Annotated in this window: 23 protein-coding genes and 1 pseudogene; 10 read left to right on the top strand and 14 right to left on the bottom strand. The window is 70.1% G+C overall.

Features of this window, described 5'->3' with window-relative positions:
- Position 1 precedes the first annotated feature (1 nt).
- Entirely contained in the window at positions 2-622 is a 621-nt protein-coding gene (locus KBX21_RS01550; protein ID WP_210840761.1) for a nucleotidyltransferase domain-containing protein, read from the bottom strand.
- The gene (locus KBX21_RS01545; RefSeq protein WP_210840760.1) at positions 619-1458 is read right to left on the bottom strand and encodes a TetR/AcrR family transcriptional regulator; all 840 of its coding nucleotides are present in this window, start codon (positions 1456-1458) and stop codon (positions 619-621) included. The genes KBX21_RS01550 and KBX21_RS01545 overlap by 4 nt, the downstream gene beginning before the upstream one ends.
- 82 nt (positions 1459-1540) lie before the next feature.
- On the opposite strand from KBX21_RS01545, the gene KBX21_RS01540 reads away from it, so the two are divergent.
- Entirely contained in the window at positions 1541-3820 is a 2280-nt protein-coding gene (locus KBX21_RS01540; RefSeq protein WP_210840759.1) for an excinuclease ABC subunit UvrA, read from the top strand.
- Between the two features lie 84 nt (positions 3821-3904).
- On the opposite strand, the gene KBX21_RS01535 is transcribed toward KBX21_RS01540, so the two are convergent.
- Genes KBX21_RS01535 through KBX21_RS01525 form a run of 3 tightly spaced genes read right to left on the bottom strand, consistent with a single transcriptional unit; the run spans position 3905 to position 7719 of the window.
- Entirely contained in the window at positions 3905-5401 is a 1497-nt protein-coding gene (locus tag KBX21_RS01535; RefSeq protein WP_049572455.1) for an NCS1 family nucleobase:cation symporter-1, read from the bottom strand.
- 41 nt (positions 5402-5442) lie between these two features.
- Complete coding sequence (locus KBX21_RS01530) at positions 5443-6948, bottom strand: NCS1 family transporter (RefSeq protein ID WP_210840758.1); 1506 nt, start codon at positions 6946-6948, stop codon at positions 5443-5445.
- A gap of 24 nt (positions 6949-6972) precedes the next feature.
- Positions 6973-7719 (bottom strand): aspartate/glutamate racemase family protein, encoded by a 747-nt coding sequence (locus KBX21_RS01525; protein WP_210840757.1) that lies wholly within the window; start codon positions 7717-7719, stop codon positions 6973-6975.
- Positions 7720-7830: 111 nt separating this feature from the next.
- Here KBX21_RS01525 and KBX21_RS01520 point away from each other — a divergent pair, with 111 nt between their 5' ends.
- Positions 7831-8493 carry a helix-turn-helix domain-containing protein gene (locus tag KBX21_RS01520; protein WP_210840756.1) on the top strand — a complete coding sequence of 221 codons (663 nt, stop codon included), beginning with the start codon at positions 7831-7833 and terminating at the stop codon, positions 8491-8493.
- 234 nt (positions 8494-8727) lie between these two features.
- Here KBX21_RS01520 and KBX21_RS01515 read toward each other — a convergent pair whose 3' ends face one another.
- On the bottom strand, positions 8728-9099 hold the full coding sequence (locus tag KBX21_RS01515) for a helix-turn-helix domain-containing protein (protein ID WP_017543265.1): 372 nt from the start codon (positions 9097-9099) through the stop codon (positions 8728-8730).
- An 81-nt stretch (positions 9100-9180) separates the two neighbouring features.
- On the opposite strand from KBX21_RS01515, the gene KBX21_RS01510 reads away from it, so the two are divergent.
- The gene (locus KBX21_RS01510) at positions 9181-9591 is read left to right on the top strand and encodes a RidA family protein (protein ID WP_017543266.1); all 411 of its coding nucleotides are present in this window, start codon (positions 9181-9183) and stop codon (positions 9589-9591) included.
- 88 nt (positions 9592-9679) lie between these two features.
- Here the strand turns inward: KBX21_RS01510 and KBX21_RS01505 are convergent, their stop codons facing one another.
- Positions 9680-9946: a hypothetical protein gene (locus tag KBX21_RS01505; protein WP_049577447.1), complete on the bottom strand. Its 267-nt coding sequence runs from the start codon at positions 9944-9946 to the stop codon at positions 9680-9682.
- 16 nt (positions 9947-9962) lie between these two features.
- Complete coding sequence (locus KBX21_RS26425; protein WP_247665028.1) at positions 9963-11567, bottom strand: hypothetical protein; 1605 nt, start codon at positions 11565-11567, stop codon at positions 9963-9965.
- A gap of 227 nt (positions 11568-11794) precedes the next feature.
- Between KBX21_RS26425 and KBX21_RS01495 the strand changes: the two genes are divergently transcribed.
- Complete coding sequence (locus KBX21_RS01495; protein ID WP_210840755.1) at positions 11795-12337, top strand: NUDIX hydrolase; 543 nt, start codon at positions 11795-11797, stop codon at positions 12335-12337.
- Between the two features lie 261 nt (positions 12338-12598).
- On the opposite strand, the gene KBX21_RS01490 is transcribed toward KBX21_RS01495, so the two are convergent.
- The 5 genes from KBX21_RS01490 to KBX21_RS01470 form a co-directional block, all read right to left on the bottom strand.
- Positions 12599-13285, bottom strand: coding sequence for an SRPBCC domain-containing protein (locus tag KBX21_RS01490; protein WP_210840754.1), 687 nt, complete (start codon positions 13283-13285; stop codon positions 12599-12601).
- Positions 13286-13484: 199 nt separating this feature from the next.
- Complete coding sequence (locus KBX21_RS01485) at positions 13485-14090, bottom strand: bifunctional 2-polyprenyl-6-hydroxyphenol methylase/3-demethylubiquinol 3-O-methyltransferase UbiG (protein WP_210840753.1); 606 nt, start codon at positions 14088-14090, stop codon at positions 13485-13487.
- Positions 14091-14195: 105 nt separating this feature from the next.
- Entirely contained in the window at positions 14196-14855 is a 660-nt protein-coding gene (locus tag KBX21_RS01480; protein ID WP_049577409.1) for a bifunctional 2-polyprenyl-6-hydroxyphenol methylase/3-demethylubiquinol 3-O-methyltransferase UbiG, read from the bottom strand.
- Positions 14856-14882: 27 nt separating this feature from the next.
- Positions 14883-15245 carry a fluoride efflux transporter CrcB gene (gene crcB / locus KBX21_RS01475; protein WP_210840752.1) on the bottom strand — a complete coding sequence of 121 codons (363 nt, stop codon included), beginning with the start codon at positions 15243-15245 and terminating at the stop codon, positions 14883-14885.
- Positions 15242-15667, bottom strand: a complete 426-nt coding sequence (locus KBX21_RS01470) for a CrcB family protein (RefSeq protein ID WP_210840751.1) — start codon at positions 15665-15667, stop codon at positions 15242-15244. The genes crcB and KBX21_RS01470 overlap by 4 nt, the downstream gene beginning before the upstream one ends.
- Between KBX21_RS01470 and KBX21_RS01465 the strand changes: the two are divergent.
- The 6 genes and pseudogenes from KBX21_RS01465 to KBX21_RS01445 all read left to right on the top strand — a co-directional run bounded on the left by KBX21_RS01465 (position 15658) and on the right by KBX21_RS01445 (position 19073).
- Positions 15658-16159 (top strand): annotated as a pseudogene (locus tag KBX21_RS01465) (VOC family protein). The gene KBX21_RS01470 and the pseudogene KBX21_RS01465 sit on opposite strands and share 10 nt — an antisense overlap.
- An 87-nt stretch (positions 16160-16246) precedes the next feature.
- Positions 16247-16867 carry a TetR/AcrR family transcriptional regulator gene (locus KBX21_RS01460; protein WP_210840750.1) on the top strand — a complete coding sequence of 207 codons (621 nt, stop codon included), beginning with the start codon at positions 16247-16249 and terminating at the stop codon, positions 16865-16867.
- A gap of 37 nt (positions 16868-16904) precedes the next feature.
- Positions 16905-17963: an acyltransferase gene (locus KBX21_RS01455; protein WP_247665026.1), complete on the top strand. Its 1059-nt coding sequence runs from the start codon at positions 16905-16907 to the stop codon at positions 17961-17963.
- Positions 17960-18082 carry a hypothetical protein gene (locus KBX21_RS26830; RefSeq protein WP_282104488.1) on the top strand — a complete coding sequence of 41 codons (123 nt, stop codon included), beginning with the start codon at positions 17960-17962 and terminating at the stop codon, positions 18080-18082. The genes KBX21_RS01455 and KBX21_RS26830 overlap by 4 nt, the downstream gene beginning before the upstream one ends.
- Before the next feature lie 85 nt (positions 18083-18167).
- Complete coding sequence (locus tag KBX21_RS01450) at positions 18168-18701, top strand: sugar O-acetyltransferase (protein ID WP_210840833.1); 534 nt, start codon at positions 18168-18170, stop codon at positions 18699-18701.
- A gap of 24 nt (positions 18702-18725) precedes the next feature.
- Complete coding sequence (locus KBX21_RS01445) at positions 18726-19073, top strand: MmcQ/YjbR family DNA-binding protein (protein WP_210840749.1); 348 nt, start codon at positions 18726-18728, stop codon at positions 19071-19073.
- A gap of 203 nt (positions 19074-19276) precedes the next feature.
- Here KBX21_RS01445 and KBX21_RS01440 read toward each other — a convergent pair whose 3' ends face one another.
- Entirely contained in the window at positions 19277-21172 is a 1896-nt protein-coding gene (locus tag KBX21_RS01440; RefSeq protein ID WP_210840748.1) for an ABC transporter ATP-binding protein, read from the bottom strand.
- Between the last annotated feature and the right edge of the window lie 91 nt (positions 21173-21263).

The raw sequence follows: 21263 nt of genomic DNA, 5'->3' as shown, positions 1-21263 counted from the left end.
CTCAGCGGTCCTCCCGGCCCAGGCGCGGTAGCCAAGGATGGTGGATCCCGTGGACCTGGGACAGCGCCCGGACCAGCCACCGGCGCTGGGCGGCGTCGAGGACCGGCAGGGTCTCCGTGAGGTCCCGTTCGTCCTTGGGACGCCTTCCCTTGGCCTTGCAGAGGAGCTGGACCTCCGGGGTCAGGTAGGGGAGCCCCTCCACCGAGCGTCGACCGAGCTGGCTCAGGGGGAGGGTGATCCGCGCGTCCCGACGGTAGGTCCAGCGGTCGCCGTCGGCCTCGTCGAGCATGAACTGGAGCCGCCAGGGCGCCGCGGGGCCGGGGCGGCACCATACGTCGTGGACACCCTCGGGCAGCGTCTCACCCGCGCGCCAGGGGCGGAGCGTGCCGGGCGGGTCGGCCGCCCACCACTCCCAGTCCGGGAGCACTTCCTGGACCTTGTGCTGGTCGCGGCGGAGCAGCAGCACGTCCGTGTCGGCGTGCTCGCGGAACCGGCGGCCCACGGCGAGCGCGATGGCGTGCCCGCCCGCGATCCACCAGGGCGCCTCGACCCCGGTGAACAGCGAGGCGACCTCCTCGGGAGCCAACGGGGCCCAGGGGGCGAAGGGGTCGGCGGTGCTCACGCGGACGCGCCCGAAGTGGCGTCGATGCGTCGCTGTACCCCGTCCAGCAGCGCGTCCAGGCCGAACTGGAAGGACTCCCACGCCTCCTGCTCCAGGTAGGGCTCGCTGGGGTCGTCGTTAGCGAAGGCCCCCTCCTCGGTCATCAGGGTGAGTGTGGGGAAGCGTTCGGAGAAGTCATCGGAGACCTCCTCCAGCTGGGCTGAACGAGCGAACCACCACTGGTCCTCGGGCTGGCCGGTGACGGCCTCGGCCTGGCGGGCCTCCGCGGCGGTGCGGACCATGCCCCTGGCCAGGTTGAGGATGCTGCCGTAGGTGTTGCTGATGGCCTTGGCGGGGAGTCCGGTGCGGTGCAGCACGGTCGCCAGTTCCTCGAAGAGCCGGTACTCGTTGGGGCCCAGGACGGGCCGGGCCTGGGAGATCTCCAGGGTCCAGGGGTGACGCAGGTAGAAGTTCCACAGATGGCCGGACCAGGCCAGGACCTCCGCGCGCCAGTCCGTCCTGTCAGTGTCCCCTCCTAGCATCGGAGCGACGCCGCCGGACTCCCACTCACGGACCAGCTCGGCGAAGGCGTGGTCGTACATGAGGTCGATGAGTTCGTTCTTGCTGGCCACGTAGGTGTAGAGGGACATGGCGGTGCGGCCCAGGCGTTCGCCCACAGCGCGCATGGACAGGGCCTGCATGCCCTCGGTGTCGGCGACCTCGATGGCGGTCTCCACTACGAGGTTCACGCTCAGCTGGGCGCGGGGGCCGGGTCCGGTGCGTTCGGCCGGTTCGTGGTCGCGCCACAGCAGCTGCATGGAGCGACGGGGGTCACCCTGCCCGGCGTAGACAACCACTTGCATCTCCTTATGGAATAAACTAACGTTCGCTGGCTGTTAGTTTACCGCATAAGGCTTTCCGAGGATCCTGAGGAGCAGCTTGTCTTCCGAACCCACCACCCTGGCGGACACCCACGACACCATCCAGGTCCGAGGGGCCAGGGAGAACAACCTCGACAACGTCTCCGTGGACATCCCCAAACGGAGACTGAGCGTCTTCACCGGCCTGTCCGGCTCGGGGAAGTCCTCGCTCGTCTTCGGAACCATCGCCGCCGAGTCCCAGCGGCTGATCAACGAGACCTACACCGCGTTCCTCCAGTCCTTCATGCCGAGCGTGGGCCGCCCTGACGTGGACGCCCTGCGCAACCTCAGCGCGGCGATCATCGTGGACCAGGAGCGGATGGGGGCCAACGCGCGCTCCACGGTGGGTACCGCCACCGACGCCCACGCGATGCTGCGCATCGTCTTCAGCCGGGTGGGCAGTCCGCGCCTGGAACCCTCCAGCGTGTTCAGCTTCAACAACTCCGAGGGCATGTGCCCCGAGTGCGAGGGGCTGGGCCGCACCAACCAGATCGACGTCGAGGAGCTCTACGACCGCGACCTCTCCTTGAACGAGGGCGCCATCACCGTACCCGGGTTCTCCGTGGACAGCTGGTACTGGCAGATCTTCACCACCTCCGGGCTGCTGGACCCGGACAGGAAGCTCCGTGACTACACCGACGAGGAGTGGCACAGCCTCCTCCACCAGCCCGTCACCAAGGTGAAGGTCGGGAGCAGCAACCTGACCTACGAGGGCCTGGTCCCCAAGATCAAGCGCACCTACCTGGCCAAGGAACGCGAGAAGATGCAGACCAGCATCCGCGCGTTCGTGGACCGCGCCGTGGTCTTCTCGATCTGCCCCGAGTGCGAGGGCACCCGGCTCAACGCGGCCGCCCGTGAGGTCGAGGTCAACGGCCGCACCATCACCGAGTGCGCGTCAATGCAGATCAGCGACCTGGCGGAGTTCGTCCGCGCACTCGAGGAACCCTCGGTGAAGCCGCTCGCGGACACCCTCGGGCACACCCTGGACTCGCTGGTGCAGGTCGGGCTCGGGTACCTGAGCCTGGACCGGGAGTCGGGCACCCTGTCCGGAGGCGAGGCCCAGCGGGTCAAGATGGTCCGCCACCTCGGCTCCAGCCTCAGCGACGTCACCTACGTCTTCGACGAGCCCACCGTGGGCCTGCACCCGCACGACATCGAGCGGATGAACACCCTCCTGCTCGGCCTGCGCGACAAGGGCAACACCGTGCTGGTGGTCGAGCACAAGCCCGAGACCATCGCCATCGCCGACCACGTCGTGGACCTGGGGCCGGGCGCCGGACCCACCGGCGGCACCGTCACCTACAACGGCGACGTGGCCGGACTGCGGGCCTCCGGGACCCTCACCGGGCGCCATTTGGACCACCGGGCCCAGCTCAGGGAGAGGGCGCGGACCCCGAAGGGCACCATCCCCATCCGGGGGGCCAGCACCCACAACCTCCGGGACGTGTCCGTGGACGTCCCGCTCGGGGTGCTCACCGTGGTCACCGGGGTGGCGGGCTCGGGCAAGAGCTCGCTCATCCACGGGGCTCTGCCCGGCCGTGAGGGCGTGGTGGTCGTGGACCAGTCAGCGATCCGCGGGTCGCGCCGCTCGAACCCGGCCACCTACACCGGGCTGCTGGACCCGATCCGCACCGCGTTCGCCCGCGTCAACAAGGTGAAGTCGTCCCTGTTCAGCGCGAACTCCGAGGGTGCCTGCCCGGAGTGCAAGGGCGCCGGGGTGATCTACACCGACCTGGCCATGATGGCCGGTGTGGCCACCACCTGTGAGAAGTGCGAGGGGCGCCGGTTCAAGGCCGAGGTCCTCGAACACAAGCTGCGCGGGAAGGACATCAGCCAGGTGCTGGCCATGTCCGTGGTGGAGGCGCGCGACTTCTTCGCCTCCGGCAACGCCCGGGTCATCCTGGACCGGATGTACGACGTCGGCCTGGGGTACCTCGGTCTGGGGCAGCCGCTCACGACCCTGTCCGGCGGTGAGCGCCAGCGGCTGAAGCTGGCGATCTCCATGGCCAGGAAGGGCGCGGTGTACGTGCTGGACGAGCCCACCACCGGACTGCACCTGGCCGACGTGGACCGGCTGCTGGCGTTGTTGGACCGGCTGGTGGACGACGGCAACACGGTGGTGGTGATCGAGCACCACCAGGCCGTGATGGCCCACGCCGACCACGTGATCGACCTCGGCCCCGGGGCCGGGCACGACGGCGGCCGGGTGGTCTTCGAGGGCACCCCGGCGGAGCTGGTCGAGAAGGGGGAGACACTCACCGCCCGACACCTGCGCGCCTACCTGGGCCGCGAGGGATAGCCGGGAGAAGTCACGAGTCGGGCCCGTCACCGGAGGACCTCCGGCGGCGGGCCCGACCGTGTGACCGACCTGACCGCGTGTGGGTCAGGAGGCCGCCGGGGCGGCCCTGCGGCCGCGGGCGATCACGTAGTGCAGGGCACCGCCCAGCACCGCCCCGAAGATCCACACGAACCCGGACCAGGTCTGGAGGGCGGGCAGCCACACCGCCGTCACCGAGAAGACCGAGGCCAGGCAGAAGGCGGACAGCGCGCGCAGGTTCCAGCCCCGGGTGAAGTAGTACTCCGAACCGGGGGCCGCCGAGTACAGGGCCTGGAGATTCACGCGCTGGCGCCGCAGCAGGTAGTGGTCGGCGACGATGATGCCGTACAGCGGAGCCAGGACCGCCCCGAGGGTGTCGACGAACGACGCGATGCCGATGTTGTCGATGTAGGCGACCCACAGGGCGCCCACCACAAAGCCCACCGAGGCCGTGATGAGCCCACCGGTGCGGGCGCTGATGACCGAGGGCGCCAGGTTGGCCAGGCCGTAGGCGGGCGGGATGAAGTTGGCGACCAGGTTGATGCCCACGGTGGCGACGAAGAAGGTCAGGGCCGCCACCACGGTCAGCCAGATGTTGTCCACGCGCGCGACGATGTCGGCCGGGTTGGTGAGCGCCTCCCCGTACAGCACCGAGCTTCCGGCGGTGATGACCAGGGTGAGGAAGGAGAACAGGGCCAGGCTGACGGGCAGCCCCCACAGGTTCCCGCGTCGCATGGCGCGCTCGGAGCGGGTGAAGCGTGCGAAGTCGCCGTAGTTGACGACCACCGCGGCGAAGTAGGCGACCATCGTGCCCACCACGGCCGAGAACGCCGCGACCGTGCCGCCCGGATAGTCGCCGTCAGCGGCGAAGACGGTTCCCAGCTCGGAGAGGAGGTCGCCCCCGGCCATGGCCCACAGAGCGATCATCATGGCGATCATGACCGCGTACACCGCCGGTCCGGCCCAGTTGAGGAACACGCCGATCGACTTGATGCCCCGGCTGAACAGCGCCAGCTGAACCACGGCCACGATCACGTAGGAGATCCACCCCACGGCGGACAGGCCCAGGAAGGTGCCCTGGGGGCCCGGGCCGAACAGGGCCGTGATCAGCAGTGCCATCGCCGTGGAGGCGAAGTAGGTCTGGGCCCCGTACCAGAACATGGCGGTGATGCCCCGGATGAGCGTGGGGAACTGGGTGCCGTGCACTCCCATGCTGGCGCGCGCCATGACGGCGTAGGGGATGCCGTAGCGCACGCTCGGGCGGCCGACGAGGTCGCACAGGAACATGACGATGAGCCCGGCCAGGATGATCCCGGCGAACACCGCCCAGCCGTTGAGGCCGTAGGAGATGAAGAGCGTGGCGGCCAGGGTGTAGCCGAACAGGCTCTGGATGTCGTTGGTCCAGACGTTGAAGATCTCGAACGCGCCCCAGCTGCGCCTGCTCCGGGGCACGGGGGCGAGGTCCTCGTTGTGCAGCGAGGGGTCGGGGGATCGGAGGGTCAGGTCGGCGCCGTCGGGGCCGAGCGCCGCTTCGGCGGACGGCGGGTGCTCGGTGTCGCTCATGGGGTCCTCACGGGGGATGGGTGGGATGTGGTGGGGGTGGCTCAGATGTCGGCGCGGTGGTTTCCGTCGGGGAGCTCGTCCACAGTCAGGCGGTCGAAGGTGCCCGAGGCGGGGTCGTGGACCCAGCTGCGGCCCACGCTGGTGGCCAGGTAGGAATCGCTCGGGTCGTCGATCTCGGCCTGCGGGTGGCGGCGCAGGATCCAGGCGTGCATGAGCACCAGGTAGAGCGCGAAGGCGACCGGGAAGCCGATGACGTAGGCGTAGTCGGGCTGCCACAGGGACACGCCCGAGGCGCCCAGCCAGGCGATGAGGGCGGCCGGGTTGACCCCGCGCGCGTACCGGTACTGGCCCTGGGGGTCGTACAGGGCGGGCACGTTCAGGCGACGGCGGCGCAGCACGTAGTAGTCGCAGATCATGATCCCGGCGATGGCCGCGATGAACCCGCCGTAGTAGCTCAGGAAGGTGAACAGGTTGTCCAGCAGCAGCCAGGGCATGACGGCCGTGCCGACCACCCCGGCCAGCACCACCCCCGAGCGGTAGGACAGGTGGGGTGCGGCGGCGTTGACGAAGTTGAGCGCGGCGGGAACGACGTTGGCGGCGGTGTTGGTGGACCACTGGGCCAGGACGATCATCAGCAGCAGGACACCGAGGACGAGGCCGGTGCTCTGGCCCTGGATGACGTCGACGGGGTTCCACTCTCCGGTGACGATGAAGGAGACCGCGCCGATGAAGGAGATCCAGGCCTGCATCATCGGCAGGGCCACGAAGTGGGCGGTGAGGACGGCCCGGTTGCGGCGCAGGAAGCGGCGCTCTCCGGGAGCGGTGCGCACGAAACGGGTGATGCTCGGGATGTCCACGGCCAGCGGCGCCCACACCACCATGTTGATCAGGAAGAACGCCACCAGCGACAGGTCGCCGCCGGAGGCGAAGGTCCAGATGTTGGTGCCCTCCAGGTCGGCGACGCCGTCCAACGTGTAGTACATCCAGATCGAGATGGCCAGGATGCACGGGGCCGCGAAGGAGGCCAGCCGTTCGACGGCCTTGATGCCGAGGGCGACGTTGGCGATCTGCACGGCCAGGAACAGGGCGTACCAGAGCGGCCATGAGGAGAACCCGGTCCAGTACTCCACGAGGCCGTTGATGGCCAGGGCGCCGATGTAGGTCTGGATGCCGAACCAGCAGGCGGCCACCACCCCGCGCGAGAGCGAGGGAATGTGGGTGCCGATGGTGCCGAAGGGGGCACGCAGGAACACGGCGAAGGACAGGCCGTGCTCGGTGCCGATGTCGGCCGTGAGGGTCATGACCACGGCCAGCGCCATGGTGGCGGTGAGCACGACGAGCATGACCACGGGGAGGGAGAGCCCGCCCTCGACACCGTTGGCGCCGTACTGGAAGGTGACGATGACGATGGCCAGGGCCACCCACATCCAGACGAAGCCCAGCAGCGAGATGGGGCGCTGGTTGAGCCAGGTGGGCAGGATCGACTCTTCGAGCAGGTGGTTGTTGGCCGGGGCGGGGGTGCTCTGACGGGGGGTGGAGGCGTCCATGAGCCTGTGCTCCTCCGGGAGGGGTCAGGGGTGGTGGGGACCTCCGAGCGCGGGGCTCAGCGGCCAGTGGGTGACGGCCTTGGGGCGGGGCGCGGCGAAGCTGCGCACCCGGCTGGTGGTCAGGCCGAGGGTCACCAGGGACTCGGTCAGGGCGACGGCGCTGGTCAGGCCGTCCACGACGGGGGCGCCCGCGGTGGCCTCGGGGGTGAGTTCCATTCCGGCCATGCCGCCGCAGCCGAGGACGATCACTTCGGCGCCGTCCTGTTCGACGGCAGCTCGGGCCTGGTGGGCGACGGCGCGCGCCGCGGCGGCGGGGTCGCGCTCCAGTTCGAGCACGCCCATGCCGCTGGCCCGTACCGAGGCGCAGCGGGTGTGGAGTCCGGCCAGGGTGAGGCGGTCTCGGATCATGGGCACGGTGCGGTCCAGGCTGGTGACCACGGAGTAGCGGTGGCCGAGCAGGCAGGCGGTGTGGGCGGCGGCCTCGGTGATGTCGATGACCGGGGTGGGGCAGAGTTCCTGGAGGCCCTCCTTGCCGTGGTCGCCGAAGCCCGCCTGGATGACGGCGTCGTAGGGGCGGTCGTAGGTCATGACACGGTCCATGACGGCGACGGCCGCCAGGTGGCTCTCGAAGTTGCCCTCCACCGACTCGGGGCCAAAGCGCGGGGTGAGCGCCTCGACCTCCGTACCGGGGCGGGCGACGGCGCGGGCCTGTTCGGCCAGGGCGCGGGTGATGGCCGTCGAGGTGTTGACGTTGACGATCAGGAGGCGCATGCGGTCCCTTCGTGAGCCGTGCGGGGGTGACCCCGCCCACATTTGAAGCTATTACTTCAATACCTCTTAAAGCAATGACTTCACAAGACCGGCATCTATACTTAACACGCCATGGCTGACTTCACCGAGAACCCCGCGCCCCCACGGTTCGACGAACGAAGGATCGGCGAACGCATCCGCGAGCTACGGACCGCGCGCGGCCTGTCCCTGCGTGAGCTGTCCGGACGACTGGAGATCAGTGCGAGCGCGCTCTCCCAGATCGAACGCGGCAAGATGCGCCCCTCGGTGACCCGGCTGTACCAGATCATGGGCGAGCTGAACGTGCCCATGGCCGCGGTGTTCGGCCCCGAGGTGAGCGCGCCGACCGCGCCCGACGCCTACACCACTCCCATGAGGGAGGCGCCCGGTCCGCGCTGGGAACCCGGCGACGCCGCCGTGGGCCGCGTCGCGGTGACCCGGCGGGAGGAGGCGGCCACCCTCGAACTCGGCCACGGGGTGCGATACCGCCGACTGACCCCGGGCCCGGTCCCCGGCATGAACTACTTCGAGTCCGTGTACCCGCCGGGTTCCTACTCCAGCCAGAACGCCGAGTACGTGCGACACCGGGGCCACGAGATCGGCAACGTCGTCAGTGGCGTGCTCACCGTGGACGTCGGGTTCGACTCCTACGAACTGCGGCCGGGCGACTCGATCACCTACCCCTCCACCACCCCGCACCGCATCTCCAACCAGGGAGACCGGGACGCCGTGGCCATCTGGCTCAACCTGGACTGATCCCGGCGCGCCCGGAGAACCACGGGCGCCCGTCCCCTGGGGGCGGCAGCTGCCCGGACGCTGAGGAGAGAGGCCCCGGCTGGACCGCCACCCGGCCGTTCTTCCACCGATTCGTCGCGGCGATGCGGTCCGGCCGTGCGGGCCACCCCGATTCGAGGTGGTAGGTGCCCTCCCGGGGCTTTCGCCACCGGCGCGACCACGTGGGCCCGCGCGTGATGGACCGCCCGCTCTGCCTCAGGGCAGTTCGTCGAACCTCTCCCGGGCGCGCTCGACATCCGGCATGGTCTCGGTGGTCCAGCGCAGGAGCGCGTCGACGAGGTCCTGGAGCGTCCTGCCCAGTGTCGAGATGCGGTACTCAACGGCGAGCGGCCGTGTGCTCACGATGACCCGGTCCACCATTCCGTTGCGTTCCAGTCGGCGCAGGGTCGCCGTGAGGGACTTCTGGGTGATGACGGGGATCGCCCGGCGCAGTCCGTTGAAGCGCAGGGGCTGTTCGCACAGGCTGTCCAGCACCTGGAGCGACCACTTGTCGAGCATCTGGTCGAGCAGTTCGCGGTGCTCGGCGGTGATCTGGGGGACGGGCTGGGCGGGCGTGGTTTCCGGCATGATACCTGGTCTCGTTGAGGTTCCCTTTGGCCACCTAGTAGACATGGGATACCTGCAAAACACCAACTGGAGGAACCTCCCATGACCGTGCAGCTGCTCAGCCCCGAAGGCCTGTTCCAGCCCGTTCCCTACCACCACGTCTCGATCGGTACCGGCAGCCGCCATGTGCACGTGGCCGGTCAGATCGCCCGCGACGGCGAGGCCAACCACCTGGCCCCCGGCGACCTCACCGGCCAGGTCGAGGTGGTGCTGCGCCACGTCGCACGCGGCCTGGCCGGTGCGGGAGCGAGCTTCTCCGACGTCGTACGCCTGCGCTTCTTCGCCGTCGACTGGAAGCCGAACAAGGCCGAGGCCTTCATGAAGGGCATCGAGAACGTGACCGAGGAGCTGAATCTGCCGACCCCGCTTCCGCCCGTCTCGCTGATCGGCGTGGACTACCTCTGGGAGCCCGACGTCCTCGTCGAGCTGGAGGCCTACGCGGTCCTGGACTGAGACTCCGACGGCCCCGCTCCGCAAGAGCGGGGCCGCCACCCTGAGCAGGCACCGTGGCCGCACACCGCGAACCGGTGTGCGGTACTGGTCACTCCTCCTCGGCGTCGTCCTCGGGTTCGTCCTTGAGCGGCCGAACCCGGCTCGCGAGCCGGTAGTCGACGCGGACGTCCTCGTAGACGGTCCCGGTCTCGACGGGCTTGGGAAGCCCCGACCGGTCGCTGCCGGAGGTACCCTCCGCCCGCGGGCTTCCCCGGTGCTGGGATCCGACCTCAGGTGCCTCGTGGAAGGTCAGTTCGTCCGCGGTCACGGACGCGCTGATCTCCACGTCGTACTCGGTTTCCTTCCGGGCTCCGATGGTTCTCACCCCCGATTCACTGGTCGGCACCGCCGCCGCTGCGCTTCACCGTGTTACCGGCCCACTTCGCCGCACTGCGCAACACGTTCGCGGCGCTCCTCGCTGCCTCCCCTGCGCTCTTCGCGGCGTCCTCCGCCCTCTTCGCGGCGGCTTCCACGGATTGCACCGCGTCCTCGGGGATCGAGCCGTCATCCTCATCCTCAGCCGGGGCCTCGGAGTCGTCCGCGTCCTCGGCTCCCGAGGGATCGTCGGGTGCCTCGTCCTCGATGTCCGAATCGGCGTCCTGCGGAGCCTCGGTCTCGGATCCGTCGCCTTGCGGAGCGTCCTCCGCGTTCTCGGTTTCGGATGCGTCGTCCTGCGGAGCATCCCCGTCGCCCGCGGCGGCGTCCTGCGGAGCGTCGGTGTCGGAATCGTCGCCTTGCGGAGCGTCCTCCGCGTTCTCGGTTTCGGATGCGTCGTCCTGCGGAGCATCCCCGTCGCCCGCGGCGGCGTCCTGCGGAGCGTCGGTGTCGGAATCGTCGCCTTGCGGAGCGTCCTCCGCGTTCTCGGTTTCGGATGCGTCGTCCTGCGGAGCATCCCCGTCGCCCGCGGCGGCCTCCTTGACGGCGCTGCCAGCGCTTGAAGCGACGCCCTCGGTCGTCTCTCCGGCGACCTCCGTCGCTTCTCCGGCAACCTGGCCGACGTCGTCGACGGCGCTGCCAGCACTCGAACCGACGCCCTTGGCCGCCTCTCCGGCGACCTTACCGACGTCTCCCACCGCACTGCCAGCGTCCGATCCGACGTCCTCCACCGCGCTCCCGGCACCCGAACCAACGTCCTTCACGGCTCCGCCAGCGCCCGAACCGACGTCTCTCACGGCGCCACCGGCGCCTGAGCCGACGTCCTTCACCGCGCTGCCAGCGCCCGAACCAACGTCCTCGACCGCTTCACCGGCGCCCTCGCCCAGAGCTCCCACAGCCTGTCCTGCACCGCTGCCCACCTCTTCGAGGCTGGATTCCACACCCCGGGCCACGTGTTCCAACACCTGCGGGTTCTCGTCGATGGTCTTGAGGACCCGTCCGATGATCTCCCGTACGTTGTCGAGTCTGACCTTGAGAAGGGCCTCGGCCTCGACGCCCTTGATGTTCAGGTGGACGCGACCGAGTCCGACGTCCGCTCCCACCTTCAGCTTGAGCAGGTCCAGCACCTCGGCCTGGAGCGACACGGAGGCCACCAGGTTGTTGACCTCGAGTTCGATCTCGTCGACCTTCAGGTTCGGGACCTCAAGGAGGACGTCCGGTTCACCGTTACCCTCGACGCGGCCGCCGGACTCGCGGCGGGGCTCCGGAACGGCTTCCGCGCCCACGCCCTCCGAGGCGAGGTCCTTCGAGGGGTTCCAAGCGTCCTCGCGTGTGTTCCCCTCGGTCCTTGGAGTGTTCTCATCCACCTTTCCCACAACCTTCCGCGTGGCTGGGCACACCCAGCGGTCTCGGCGCCCTCTTGGGGGTGTGTTTCGCACGGTCGGCTCGGACAGCGGACTCCAGTTCGGAAAGTCCCTCAAGTCACCGTTGTGGGGATTGATGAGAGCGTGTCCGCCCCATGTACCCACCGCGAGCACCGGGAAACTGTTCCCCCTGCTCACGGCTGGTTTTCGGGTGGGGCCACGGCGGGGTGACCCGGCCCGTGGAACGGTCTCCGGCCCTCCTTGTGTCCGACCGCCACCGAGACGAGGAGCCAGGGGCACACAGGCCCGAGTCGACCGTGGACCCCGCAGACTCGGAACCGTCTCGGACCGGCCCGAGACGGGCGACGTCGCCCGGCCCACGCTCCACCCGGTCGGACCCGGCGCCCCACGCGATACTGGCCTCCATGACGACTTCATCCACCACCGAGCCCGTGCCGTTCTCCCGCGTCAAGATCCGTGTGGGAGCGTTGGTGTTCTGCGGTAACGAGGTGGCCCTGATCCGGCGTGACCGGCCCGGGTCGGTCCACTACACACCGCCGGGCGGCAACGTCGAGCCGGGCGAGGACCTCACGGCCGCGCTCCGGCGCGAACTGGCCGAGGAACTGGACCTGAGCCCCCACCAGGCCACCGCACCGGAACTGCTGTGGGTGGTCGACCAGCGCGTCAGCCGCCCCGGCCCCACGCCACCGCCACGCAAGCTGCACCTGATCCACCGCCTGCACGTGGCGCCCGAGGTACGCGAGGTGCTGGCCGTGGAGGAGTACGACGAGCAGCCCGACGGCGGACACGAGATCGGTGTCGTGGAGTGGATCGACCATCGGGACACCGCTGACCTGCCGATCTTCCCGCTGATCGGTGCGGCACTGGCGGCCCTGCCCAGTCCCCACGCGGTCGTCGCCGACGCGGCGCTGCCCGCCGTCACCGACGACGACTACGTGTGGGTCTAGGGCGTCTTCTTGGTTGCTTTCGTCGGTGGCGGCGGAGCGCCACCGACGCGAGCGGCCGTCGCAGGCCATCTCTCGCAAGTGGTGGAGCGAAGGTGCCGCTACTGTGCACCGCTACGCAAGCTCCGCGGTGTCGCACAGCAGAGGCCGCCCGGGTTGGTTGTCCGAGCTGCATCGGCGCGGCGAGAGGCGGCCTGGTGGTGACGCGAGGGCACCGCGCCGCAGGCGTCCGTTGAGGGTGGTGGCGGGCGACGGGTGGAAGGATCAACCAGAAAACTCGCCCTGCGCCTCCATGATTCTCTTGAGGTCGGCCAGCCATGTACGCCAGTGGGCCTTCCACTCGGCTGCGCGCTCGGCGCTGCCGAAGCGGGTGTGCTCGACCCCCGCCGAGGACCTGGCGTCGCCCTTGGCCTGGAAGGTGACGGCGATGCGGGTGCCCTCGGGCAGGTCGGCGGTGAAGCGCCTGCCCGGTTTCGCAGTGCGTTCGGTCGCCTCGACCGGCAGCCAGCGAGCGCGCAGGCCGGGGTCGGCGAAAGCCTCGAACAGCCGCTCGACCGGTACGTTCACGGTCTTGCTGGCGCTGGAGGCGAAGCCGTCCTTCTTCTGGCCGGGCACGCGCAGACCGCGCTCCTGCTCGTAGGCCACGGTGACGGTCTGCGCCCACCAGTCGGGCACACCCTGCTCCTCGACCAGCCACGCGGCGATCTCGGTGTGGGTGCGTGGGGTGGCGCCCCAGGCGTCCAGCAGGGCGAACCAGGCCTCGTAGTCCCGGCCGGTGGCGTCGGCCACCTTCGCGCCGGAGACGCGGTCGCGGATGGTGGCGGCGCCCGTCCCCGACGCGGCGTCGCTGGCGGGATCGGAGGTCAGGTGCGCCCGGGCGGCCGTGTGGCTCTCACCGGTCGTGGCCATGCGAGCGCGCACGTTCTGCTTGAAGGGCTCCTGGCTGGTCATGACTGCTCCTCGGTGGCGCACGGCGGAACCCACGCACCCGTCGCCCGCCGGAAAGGCTGTGCGTCAGACCGGCGTCCCGAGGACTCCAGGGCCCCTTCACCTCCGCGGTGCCGACAGCGTGGGCGCCGGGGCCGGAGGTTGGGCGCGGTCCCGCGCCGTTTCCCACGCTACTCCGGTCGGCACGGTGTCACCAGCCAGCTCAGGAGTGGGTGCGCTGGGCGCGCAGGACGGTGTCGTGGGTGTGGTGCGACCCCTCGGGCGCGGGGGCCACCCGGGCTCGGGTCTCGTTGACGGTGACGGTCCAGTCGGTGTCCAGGAGCGCGGCCACCTCCGCGGGCTGGTAGTAGTCGCCGGGAGCGTGGCCGTCCGCCAGTCGCTCGGGCAGGGGCGAAATGTCGTGACCGACGAACAGGAGGGTGCCGCCGGGGGCGACGGAGGCGAGCAGGGTGCGCAGGGCGGTGTGCTCGGGCTCGCGCGGGAGCGGGAAGTAGTGGACGGTCACCAGGTCGAAGGCGCCCGCAGGGGGAGGCGTGGTGGTCAGGTCTCCCCGTTTCCAGGAGACCCGGCCTGAGACCTCGCCGCTCGCGGCGGCGGCACGATCGAGGGCGACACCGGAGATGTCGACCCCGGTGACCAGCCAGCCCCTGTGCGCCAGCCAGAGGGCGTCGCCGCCCTCGCCGCAGCCCACGTCGAGTGCCTGACCGGGTGGGAGGTCGGCGAGTTCGGCGACGAGGACGCCGTTGGGGTCGCCGCTGAAGAGCTGTTCCCGGCTGCCGTACCTGTCGTCCCAGAACTGTGCGTCCATGCTCGTGCTCCTTGGTGGTTCGCGGGGGCCCGTTGGCCCGCTCCACCACCAAGGTGCCCCGACCACGGGCGGTGCGGCAAGATTTGTTGCGGGAACAGCAAAAAATCAGGAGGGGTGGTCGTACACGAGGGTGTGCCGCCAGAACAGACGTCTGCGTACACGGGCCCCGGGCAGCTCCTGGGCCACCGCGGCGCGGATCCGGCCCAGGGTCCACTGCGGTTCCAGGGTGGGCGCCCTCATGTGCGGGGGTGGTTCGGTGACGGCGGCCGGGTGCCTGACCAGACCGACCAGTGGGTTGAGCACGACGGAGACCAGAGCGGTGAGGTGGTCGGCCCATCCCTCGTCGCGGTGGCAGCCCACGACCACCAGCCGTCCACCGGGGGACAGGGCGGCGCGCAGCTCACGCAGCGTCGCCTCCAGCGGCATGTGGTGCAGGACGGCCACCAGGGTGACGGCGTCCCAGCGGCGGTCGGGATCGCGCTCCGCGAAGCCGGCCTCGGTGACGGTCACCCCGGGGACGTCCGCGAAACGGGCCCGGGCGCGGGCGGCGCTGGCCGGATCGGGTTCGAGTCCCGAGACCTCGCCGACGCGTCGGTGCAGGCGGGCCACCAGGTTGCCGGTGCCGCACCCCACGTCCAGAACGTCGCGCGCCCCGCTGGCCGCCACCCGGCGCACCACCCAGGGGGCGAGGCGGTCGTTGTGGCTCCACGGATGCCGCTGGTTGAGGCGGTCCAACCAGGTGGTCACGGGTGTCAGCGAGGGCATGTCGGCCACAGTAGCGGGACGATCGGCTCAGCCCAGCAGTGCCCCGACCACGGTCAGACCCGCCCACGCCGCACCCACGCCCAGGCCCAGGTGGGCCAGCACGTTCACAAGGGCGCGCCCTCGGGAGCCGGTTCGGCAGAGCTGGACCGTCTCGTACGCGAACGTGGAGTACGTGGTCAGCGCCCCGCACACCCCCACGCCCAGCAGAGACAACGCCTCGGGGGACAGAGGGAGGGCCAGCAGCGCCCCCAGGATCAGGCTGCCCGCCACGTTCACCACCAGGGTTCCCCAGGGGAAGCCCTCACCGAACCGTCGTCTGAGTTCCAGGTCCACGAGGAAGCGCACGGGAGCTCCCACGGCCGCGCCCAGAACGACCATCAGCTCGCTCACGGGTTGCGCCCTCCTCCGTGTGTGAGGAACCGGTGGGCCAACGAGGACGCCGCCCAAGCCGCGATGAGTGCCCCGGCGACCGTGAGGAGGAGGTAGGTCAGCGCGACCTGTGGCGCGCCCCGCTCCAGGGCGGTCACCACGTCGGTGGCGTAGGCGGAGAAGGTGGTGTAGCCGCCGAGGAACCCCACCCCCCAGAAGGGACGTACGAGGTGGTTCCCGGGCCAGCGGTGCACGATCAGCTCCATGAGCAGGCCGATCACCAGGCTGCCGGTGACGTTGATCGCCAGGATCGTCCAGGAGACCCCGGAGGCCGCGGGCGGGCAGAGCACGTCCAGGGCGTGCCGGGTCAGTGCGCCCAGTGCCCCACCGGCGGACACGGCGGCGACCAAGGGCGGCAGCGACCCCCGTGCGGATGTGGACATGGGGTCATTGTGCACCCGCCGTGGCCGCCGTGCCCGATCAGTGCGGGTGGCGACAACGGTGGGGCGCAGATGACCCCGAGGCGGCCCGGTGCGCGCGTGCCTGGGGTGCGCCCATGGCACTCATGCGCGACATCGTCCTGGACTGCGGTCACCCCGCCTCGCTGGCCCGGTTCTGGGCCGCGGCTATGGACGGGTACGCCGTGGCGCCCTACGACGAGGGGGAGCTGGCCCGACTCCGTTCGGAGGGCGTGCTCGACCCCGAGGACGACCCCCTGGTTCTGGTGGAGGGCCCGTCGGGAAGCCCGTCCTTCTTCTTCCAGAGGATCCCCCGAGCCCCGGGCGGCCAAGAACCGTGTGCACGTGGACCTGGTCGGGGACGGTGTCGAGCTCGAACGCCTGCTCTCCCTGGGCGCCTCCGTGCTGGCTCGTCTCCCCGACCTGGTGGTGTTGGCCGACCCAGAGGGAAACGAGTTCTGCCTGGTCGACGACTGAGGGGACCGAGAGCCCTCAGGGTCCGGCTCGGGGGGTGTTCAGGGCCATCCCCCATGGATTCCTGGCCCCGCGTATAGGATTCTGGCCATGCAGTCAGAAAATTATCCAGACGGGCAGAAGCGGTCCTTCATCGAGGAGGCCCGCAGGGCGCAGATCATCGAGGCGGCGGTGGCGACCATCGCCGAGGCGGGCTATCCCAACGCCTCCCTCGCTCGGATCGCCCGGACCGCGGGGATCAGCAAGGGCGTGATCTCCTACCACTTCGACGGCAAGGACGAGCTGATGGACCAGGTGGTGACGGGCGTCTACACCGAGATCGCCGAAACGGTCGCCGCCCGGGTCATGGCGCAGTCCGACGCCGAGGCGATGTTGCGCGCCCACGTGCGCGGCGTGGCCGAGTACGCGCTGGAACACCGTGACCGCATGGCCGCGCTCGCCCAGATCTTCATCCACGCACGCGACGCCGACGGCGGCTCCCGGTTCGGAGGGCGCAAGGCCGAGCCGCTCTACCAGGGCCTCGAGGCGTTCTACCGCCACGGGCAGGAGAGCGGTGAGTTCCGCGACTTCGACGTGCGCGTGATGGCGGTCAGCCAGCAGTCGTCCATCGACGCGATGTTCGAGTACTGGCGCGTCCACCCCGACCACGACCTGCTCGCGCACGCCGACGAACTGGGAGAACTCCTGGTCCGCGCCACCCGAGCCGACTGACTGCCCCAGGGATCACCCAACCCGGACAGAGGGCACCATGACACCGCGAACATCCACGACCACCACGACCCGACCACCAGCCACCACGGCCCGCCTGTTCTTCGTCGACAACCTGCGCGTCTTCCTGACGGTGCTGGTGGTCCTGCACCACGTGGCCATCACCTACGGCAACATCCCGCTGTGGTTCTACACCGAACCCGCCCAGGACCCCACCGGCGGCCTGTTGGACCTGTTCGTGATCCTCAACCAGACCTTCTTCATGGGCCTGTTCTTCCTGCTGGCCGGGTACTTCGTCCCGGGGGCGGCGGACCGCCGGGGACGGCGCCCCTTCGTCCGCGAACGCCTGGTCCGCCTGGGCGTGCCACTGCTGCTGTTCCTGCTGTTGCTGCGCCCCCTGGCCATGGCCCCCGCGCACGCGGGCATGCTGGCCGCCGACCCGGAGCTGTCGTACTGGATGCTCTACGTGTTCGGGATCGACCCGGGACCCATGTGGTTCGTGGAGGTCCTGTTGGTGATGAGCCTGGTCTACGTGGTGGTCCAGGGCCTGCGTGAGCGCCGCGCCCCGGCCTTGGCCGCTGGTGCGGACAGGGACGTGTCGCGACCCGCCGACTCCGAGCCGCTGCGCTGGTTCGTTCCGGTCGTGCTGTTCGCGGTGGGGCTGGCGGTGGTCACCTTCGTGTGGCGGTTCGCCTTCCCCGCGCCGTACTGGCCGGTCGTGGGGCTGCCCAGCCCCGGCTACCTGCCCCAGTACGCGGCCCTGTTCAGCGTGGGTGTGTTCGCGTACCGGCGCAACTGGCTCATGCGACTGCCGAACTCGGCGGGGTGGGTCGGGGCGACCATGGCGGTCGCGGGTCTGCTCGCCCTGGGGACGGCCGTCGCGGTCCTGGGTGTGGACTCCCTGACCCCGGGTAGCTGGCAGGTGCTCGCCCAACTCCTGGCGGAGACCCTCTTCGCCACGGGCGTGATGGTGACGCTGCTGGTGCTCTTCCGGAGGCTGTTCAACCGGAGCAACCGCTTTCTGGGCTTCCTCTCCGAGAACGCCTTCGCGGTCTACGTGCTGCACGCCCTCGTGCTGGTCGCGCTCGGACTGGCGTGAGCGGGTGGGAGGCCAGCGCCCTCGCCAAGTTCGCCGGGATGGCCGCCCTGGCCGTGCCGCTGTGCTGGATGGTGGCCGCCGCCGTGCGGTCCCTCCCGGGGGCCCGGCGGATCCTCTGAGTCGAGGTGCGCGACGGGACCCCGGGGTTAGGGTCGGGCCAGGACTCCCGAAGGAAGGACCCCCGTGGGCACTCAGAAGGAACGCATGCTGGCCGGCGAGCTCTATCTCGCCGACGACCCCGAGATCGACGCGGACGTGGCCCAGGCCCGGCTGCGCTCCGAGGCCTTCAACAACAGTGCGGCCGACGACGTGGAGGGCCGGCACAAGGCCCTGACCGACCTCGTCGGTGAGCTGGGAGAGGGGAGCGAGGTCCGCCCGCCGCTGCGGGTGGACCTGGGGTACCGGATCACCATCGGTCCGCGCTCGTTCGTCAACTTCGACGCGGTCATGCTCGACGTCGCCCCCATCACAATCGGCGCGGACGTGCTGATCGGCCCGGGCGTCCAGCTGCTCACCCCCACGCATCCCCTTGACCCCGAGCTGCGCCGAGCCAAGTGGGAGGCGGCCGCGCCCATCACCATCGGCGACAACGTGTGGCTGGGCGGCGGGGTCATCGTCTGCCCGGGTGTGACCATCGGTGAGAACACCGTGGTGGGAGCGGGGGCGGTGGTCTCCAAGGACCTGCCCGCCAACGTGGTGGCGGTCGGCAACCCGGCACGGGTCATCAAGGAGATCTGACGCCCCAGTCAGGAAGGAGCACACGTGAGCGGCGAGGACGACGTCCGGCGGATCGCGCTGGCACTGCCGGAGGTGACCGAACGCCCCTGCTACGGCAGGCCCGCCTTCTATGCCTCGGGCAGGATCTTCGCCCGCCTGCACGACATGCCCGACGTCCTGGTCCTGTGGTTGTCCAGCGCCGAGCACGGTCAGGAACTGAGGGACGCCGGCCCGGAGCGGTTCTTCACCACCGACCACTACCAAGGGCACGCCAGCGTGCTGGTGCGCCTGGGTCTGGTCGAGGTCACGGAGCTGTCCGAGCTGCTGGACGAGGCCTGGCGTCTGCGCGCCCCGCGCCGCCTGACCGGGCCCGGACCGGACACACGGGGCTGACCATCGGAAGGGGCGGGGACACACCACGTGTCCCCGCCCCTCACCCGTCCCGGTCGGAAACGAGCTGACGGGCGTGCCTCTCCCAGCGAGGTGACCCTTCCGGTCAGGTGGCAGGGGGAGCCGGGGTCCGCGCAAGCGGGCCCCGACCACGGATGGGCCGTTCCCCGGTGTGGCGCCACCGGGGAACGGGGTCTGTGACACCGCTAGGGGGCCTGGCCAGCCGCCACCGGTTCGGTGTCCCCGTGGGAGAACTGGGTCCGGTACAGCTCGGCGTAACGGCCGCCCCTGGCCAACAGCTCGGTGTGGGTTCCGCGTTCCAGGATCCTTCCGGCCTCGATCACCAGGATCTCGTCGGCGGCTCGGATGGTGGACAGCCGGTGGGCGATGACCAGGGCGGTCCGCCCCTCCAGGGCCTCGGCCAGAGCGGCCTGCACGGCCGCCTCGGATGTGGAGTCCAGGGCGGAGGTGGCCTCGTCGAGGATGACCACCTCGGGCCCGGTCAGCAGGAGGCGTGCGATGGTGAGCCGCTGGCGTTCCCCTCCGGAGAAGCGGTAGCCGCGTTCGCCGACCACCGTGTCCAGCCCGTCCGGCAGGCTGCCCACCAGGGTGTCCAGGCGGGCGCGGCGCAGGGCGTCCCAGACCTGGTCGTCGGTGGCCTCCGGGGATCCCAGGGTGAGGTTGGCTCGGATGGACTCGTGGAACAGGTGTCCGTCCTGTGTGACCATGCCCAGCGTGGCGCGCACGGACGCGAACGTGAGGTCGCGGACGTCGGTCCCGGCCAGACGGACGGACCCCTCGTCCACGTCGTACAGGCGCGGGGTGAGCTGGGCGATGGTGGACTTGCCCGCCCCCGAGGAGCCGACCAGGGCGACCGTCTGGCCGGGCTCGACCCGGAAGGACACCCCGTGCAGGACCGGCCCGTTGTCGGTGGTGTCCAGGGTGGCGACCTCCTCCAGGGAGGCCAGGGAGACCCGGTCGGCGGTGGGGTAGCCGAAGGTGACGTCGTCGAACTCCAGCGAGACCGGCCCGGCGGGGACCGTGCGCGCGTCCGGCTTCTCGTCGACGAGGGGTTCGAGGTCGAGCACCTCGAACACCCTGCTGAAGCTGACCAGGGCGCTCATGATCTCCACGCGGGCACTGGCCAGGGCGGTCAGCGGGGCGTACAGGCGGGTGAGGAGCATGCCCATCGCGACGACCGTTCCGGCGTCGAGTTGGCCGCGCAGCGCGTAGTAGCCGCCGAGGCCGTAGACCAGTGCGAGGGCGAGCGCGGAGACCAGGGTCAGGGCGGTGAAGAAGACCTCCTGGACCATGGCGGTGCGCACTCCGATGTCGCGGACCCGGCTGGCTCGGCGGGCGAACTCGGCGGACTCGTCACCGGGGCGGCCGAAGAGCTTGACCAGGGTGGCGCCGGGCGCGGAGAAGCGCTCGGTCATCTGGGTGCTCATGGCGGAGTTGTGGATGGTGCGCTCGCGTTCGATCCTGGCCAGGCGGGCGCCCATGCGGCGGGCCGGCAGGACGAAGACGGGCAGCAGCACCAGCGAGAGCAGCGTGATCTGCCAGGAGAGGGTCACCATGACGACCAGCGCGAGGACGAGGGTGACGAAGTTGCTGATCACGCCGGACAGGACGTCGCTGAAGGCGCGTTGGGCACCGATGACGTCGTTGTTGAGCCGGCTGACCAGTGCGCCGGTGCGGGTGCGGGTGAAGAAGGCGACCGGCATGCGCTGGACGTGGTCGTAGACGGTGGTGCGCAGGTCCAAGATGAGCCCCTCGCCGACCCGGGAGGAGAGCCACCGCACGATCAGGGCGAGGACGGCCTCGGCGATCGCGACCAGGGCGATGAGTCCGGCCAGCAGGAGGACCGGCCTGAGGGGCGATCCGTCCACGATCTCGTTGACGACCTCACCGGCCAGGAGCGGGGACGCAACCGCCAAAGCGGCCACAAGCACGCTGAGCGCGAGGAACCAGGTCAAGGGGCGTGAGTGCGGGCGGGCGAAGGCGGCGATCCTGCGCAGGACCGGCAGGGAGAAGGGGCGTTGATCCTCGTGGGCGTGCATCGCGTGGTAGATCGAGTTCCACGCGGTCATTTCCATACTCATGGGGTCATCCACCGGTCCGTGTCGTTGGCTACCCCCGAACCGTAGAACCTCAACAATAGTTCAGGTCAACTTGGCGCTCGAATCTCCCCTG

It is taken from the genome of Nocardiopsis sp. B62 (genome assembly GCF_018070675.1).
Lineage (GTDB): Bacteria > Actinomycetota > Actinomycetes > Streptosporangiales > Streptosporangiaceae > Nocardiopsis > Nocardiopsis prasina.
Note: the sequence above shows the minus strand (reverse complement) of the source record. Positions and strands in the feature narration are given on the sequence as shown.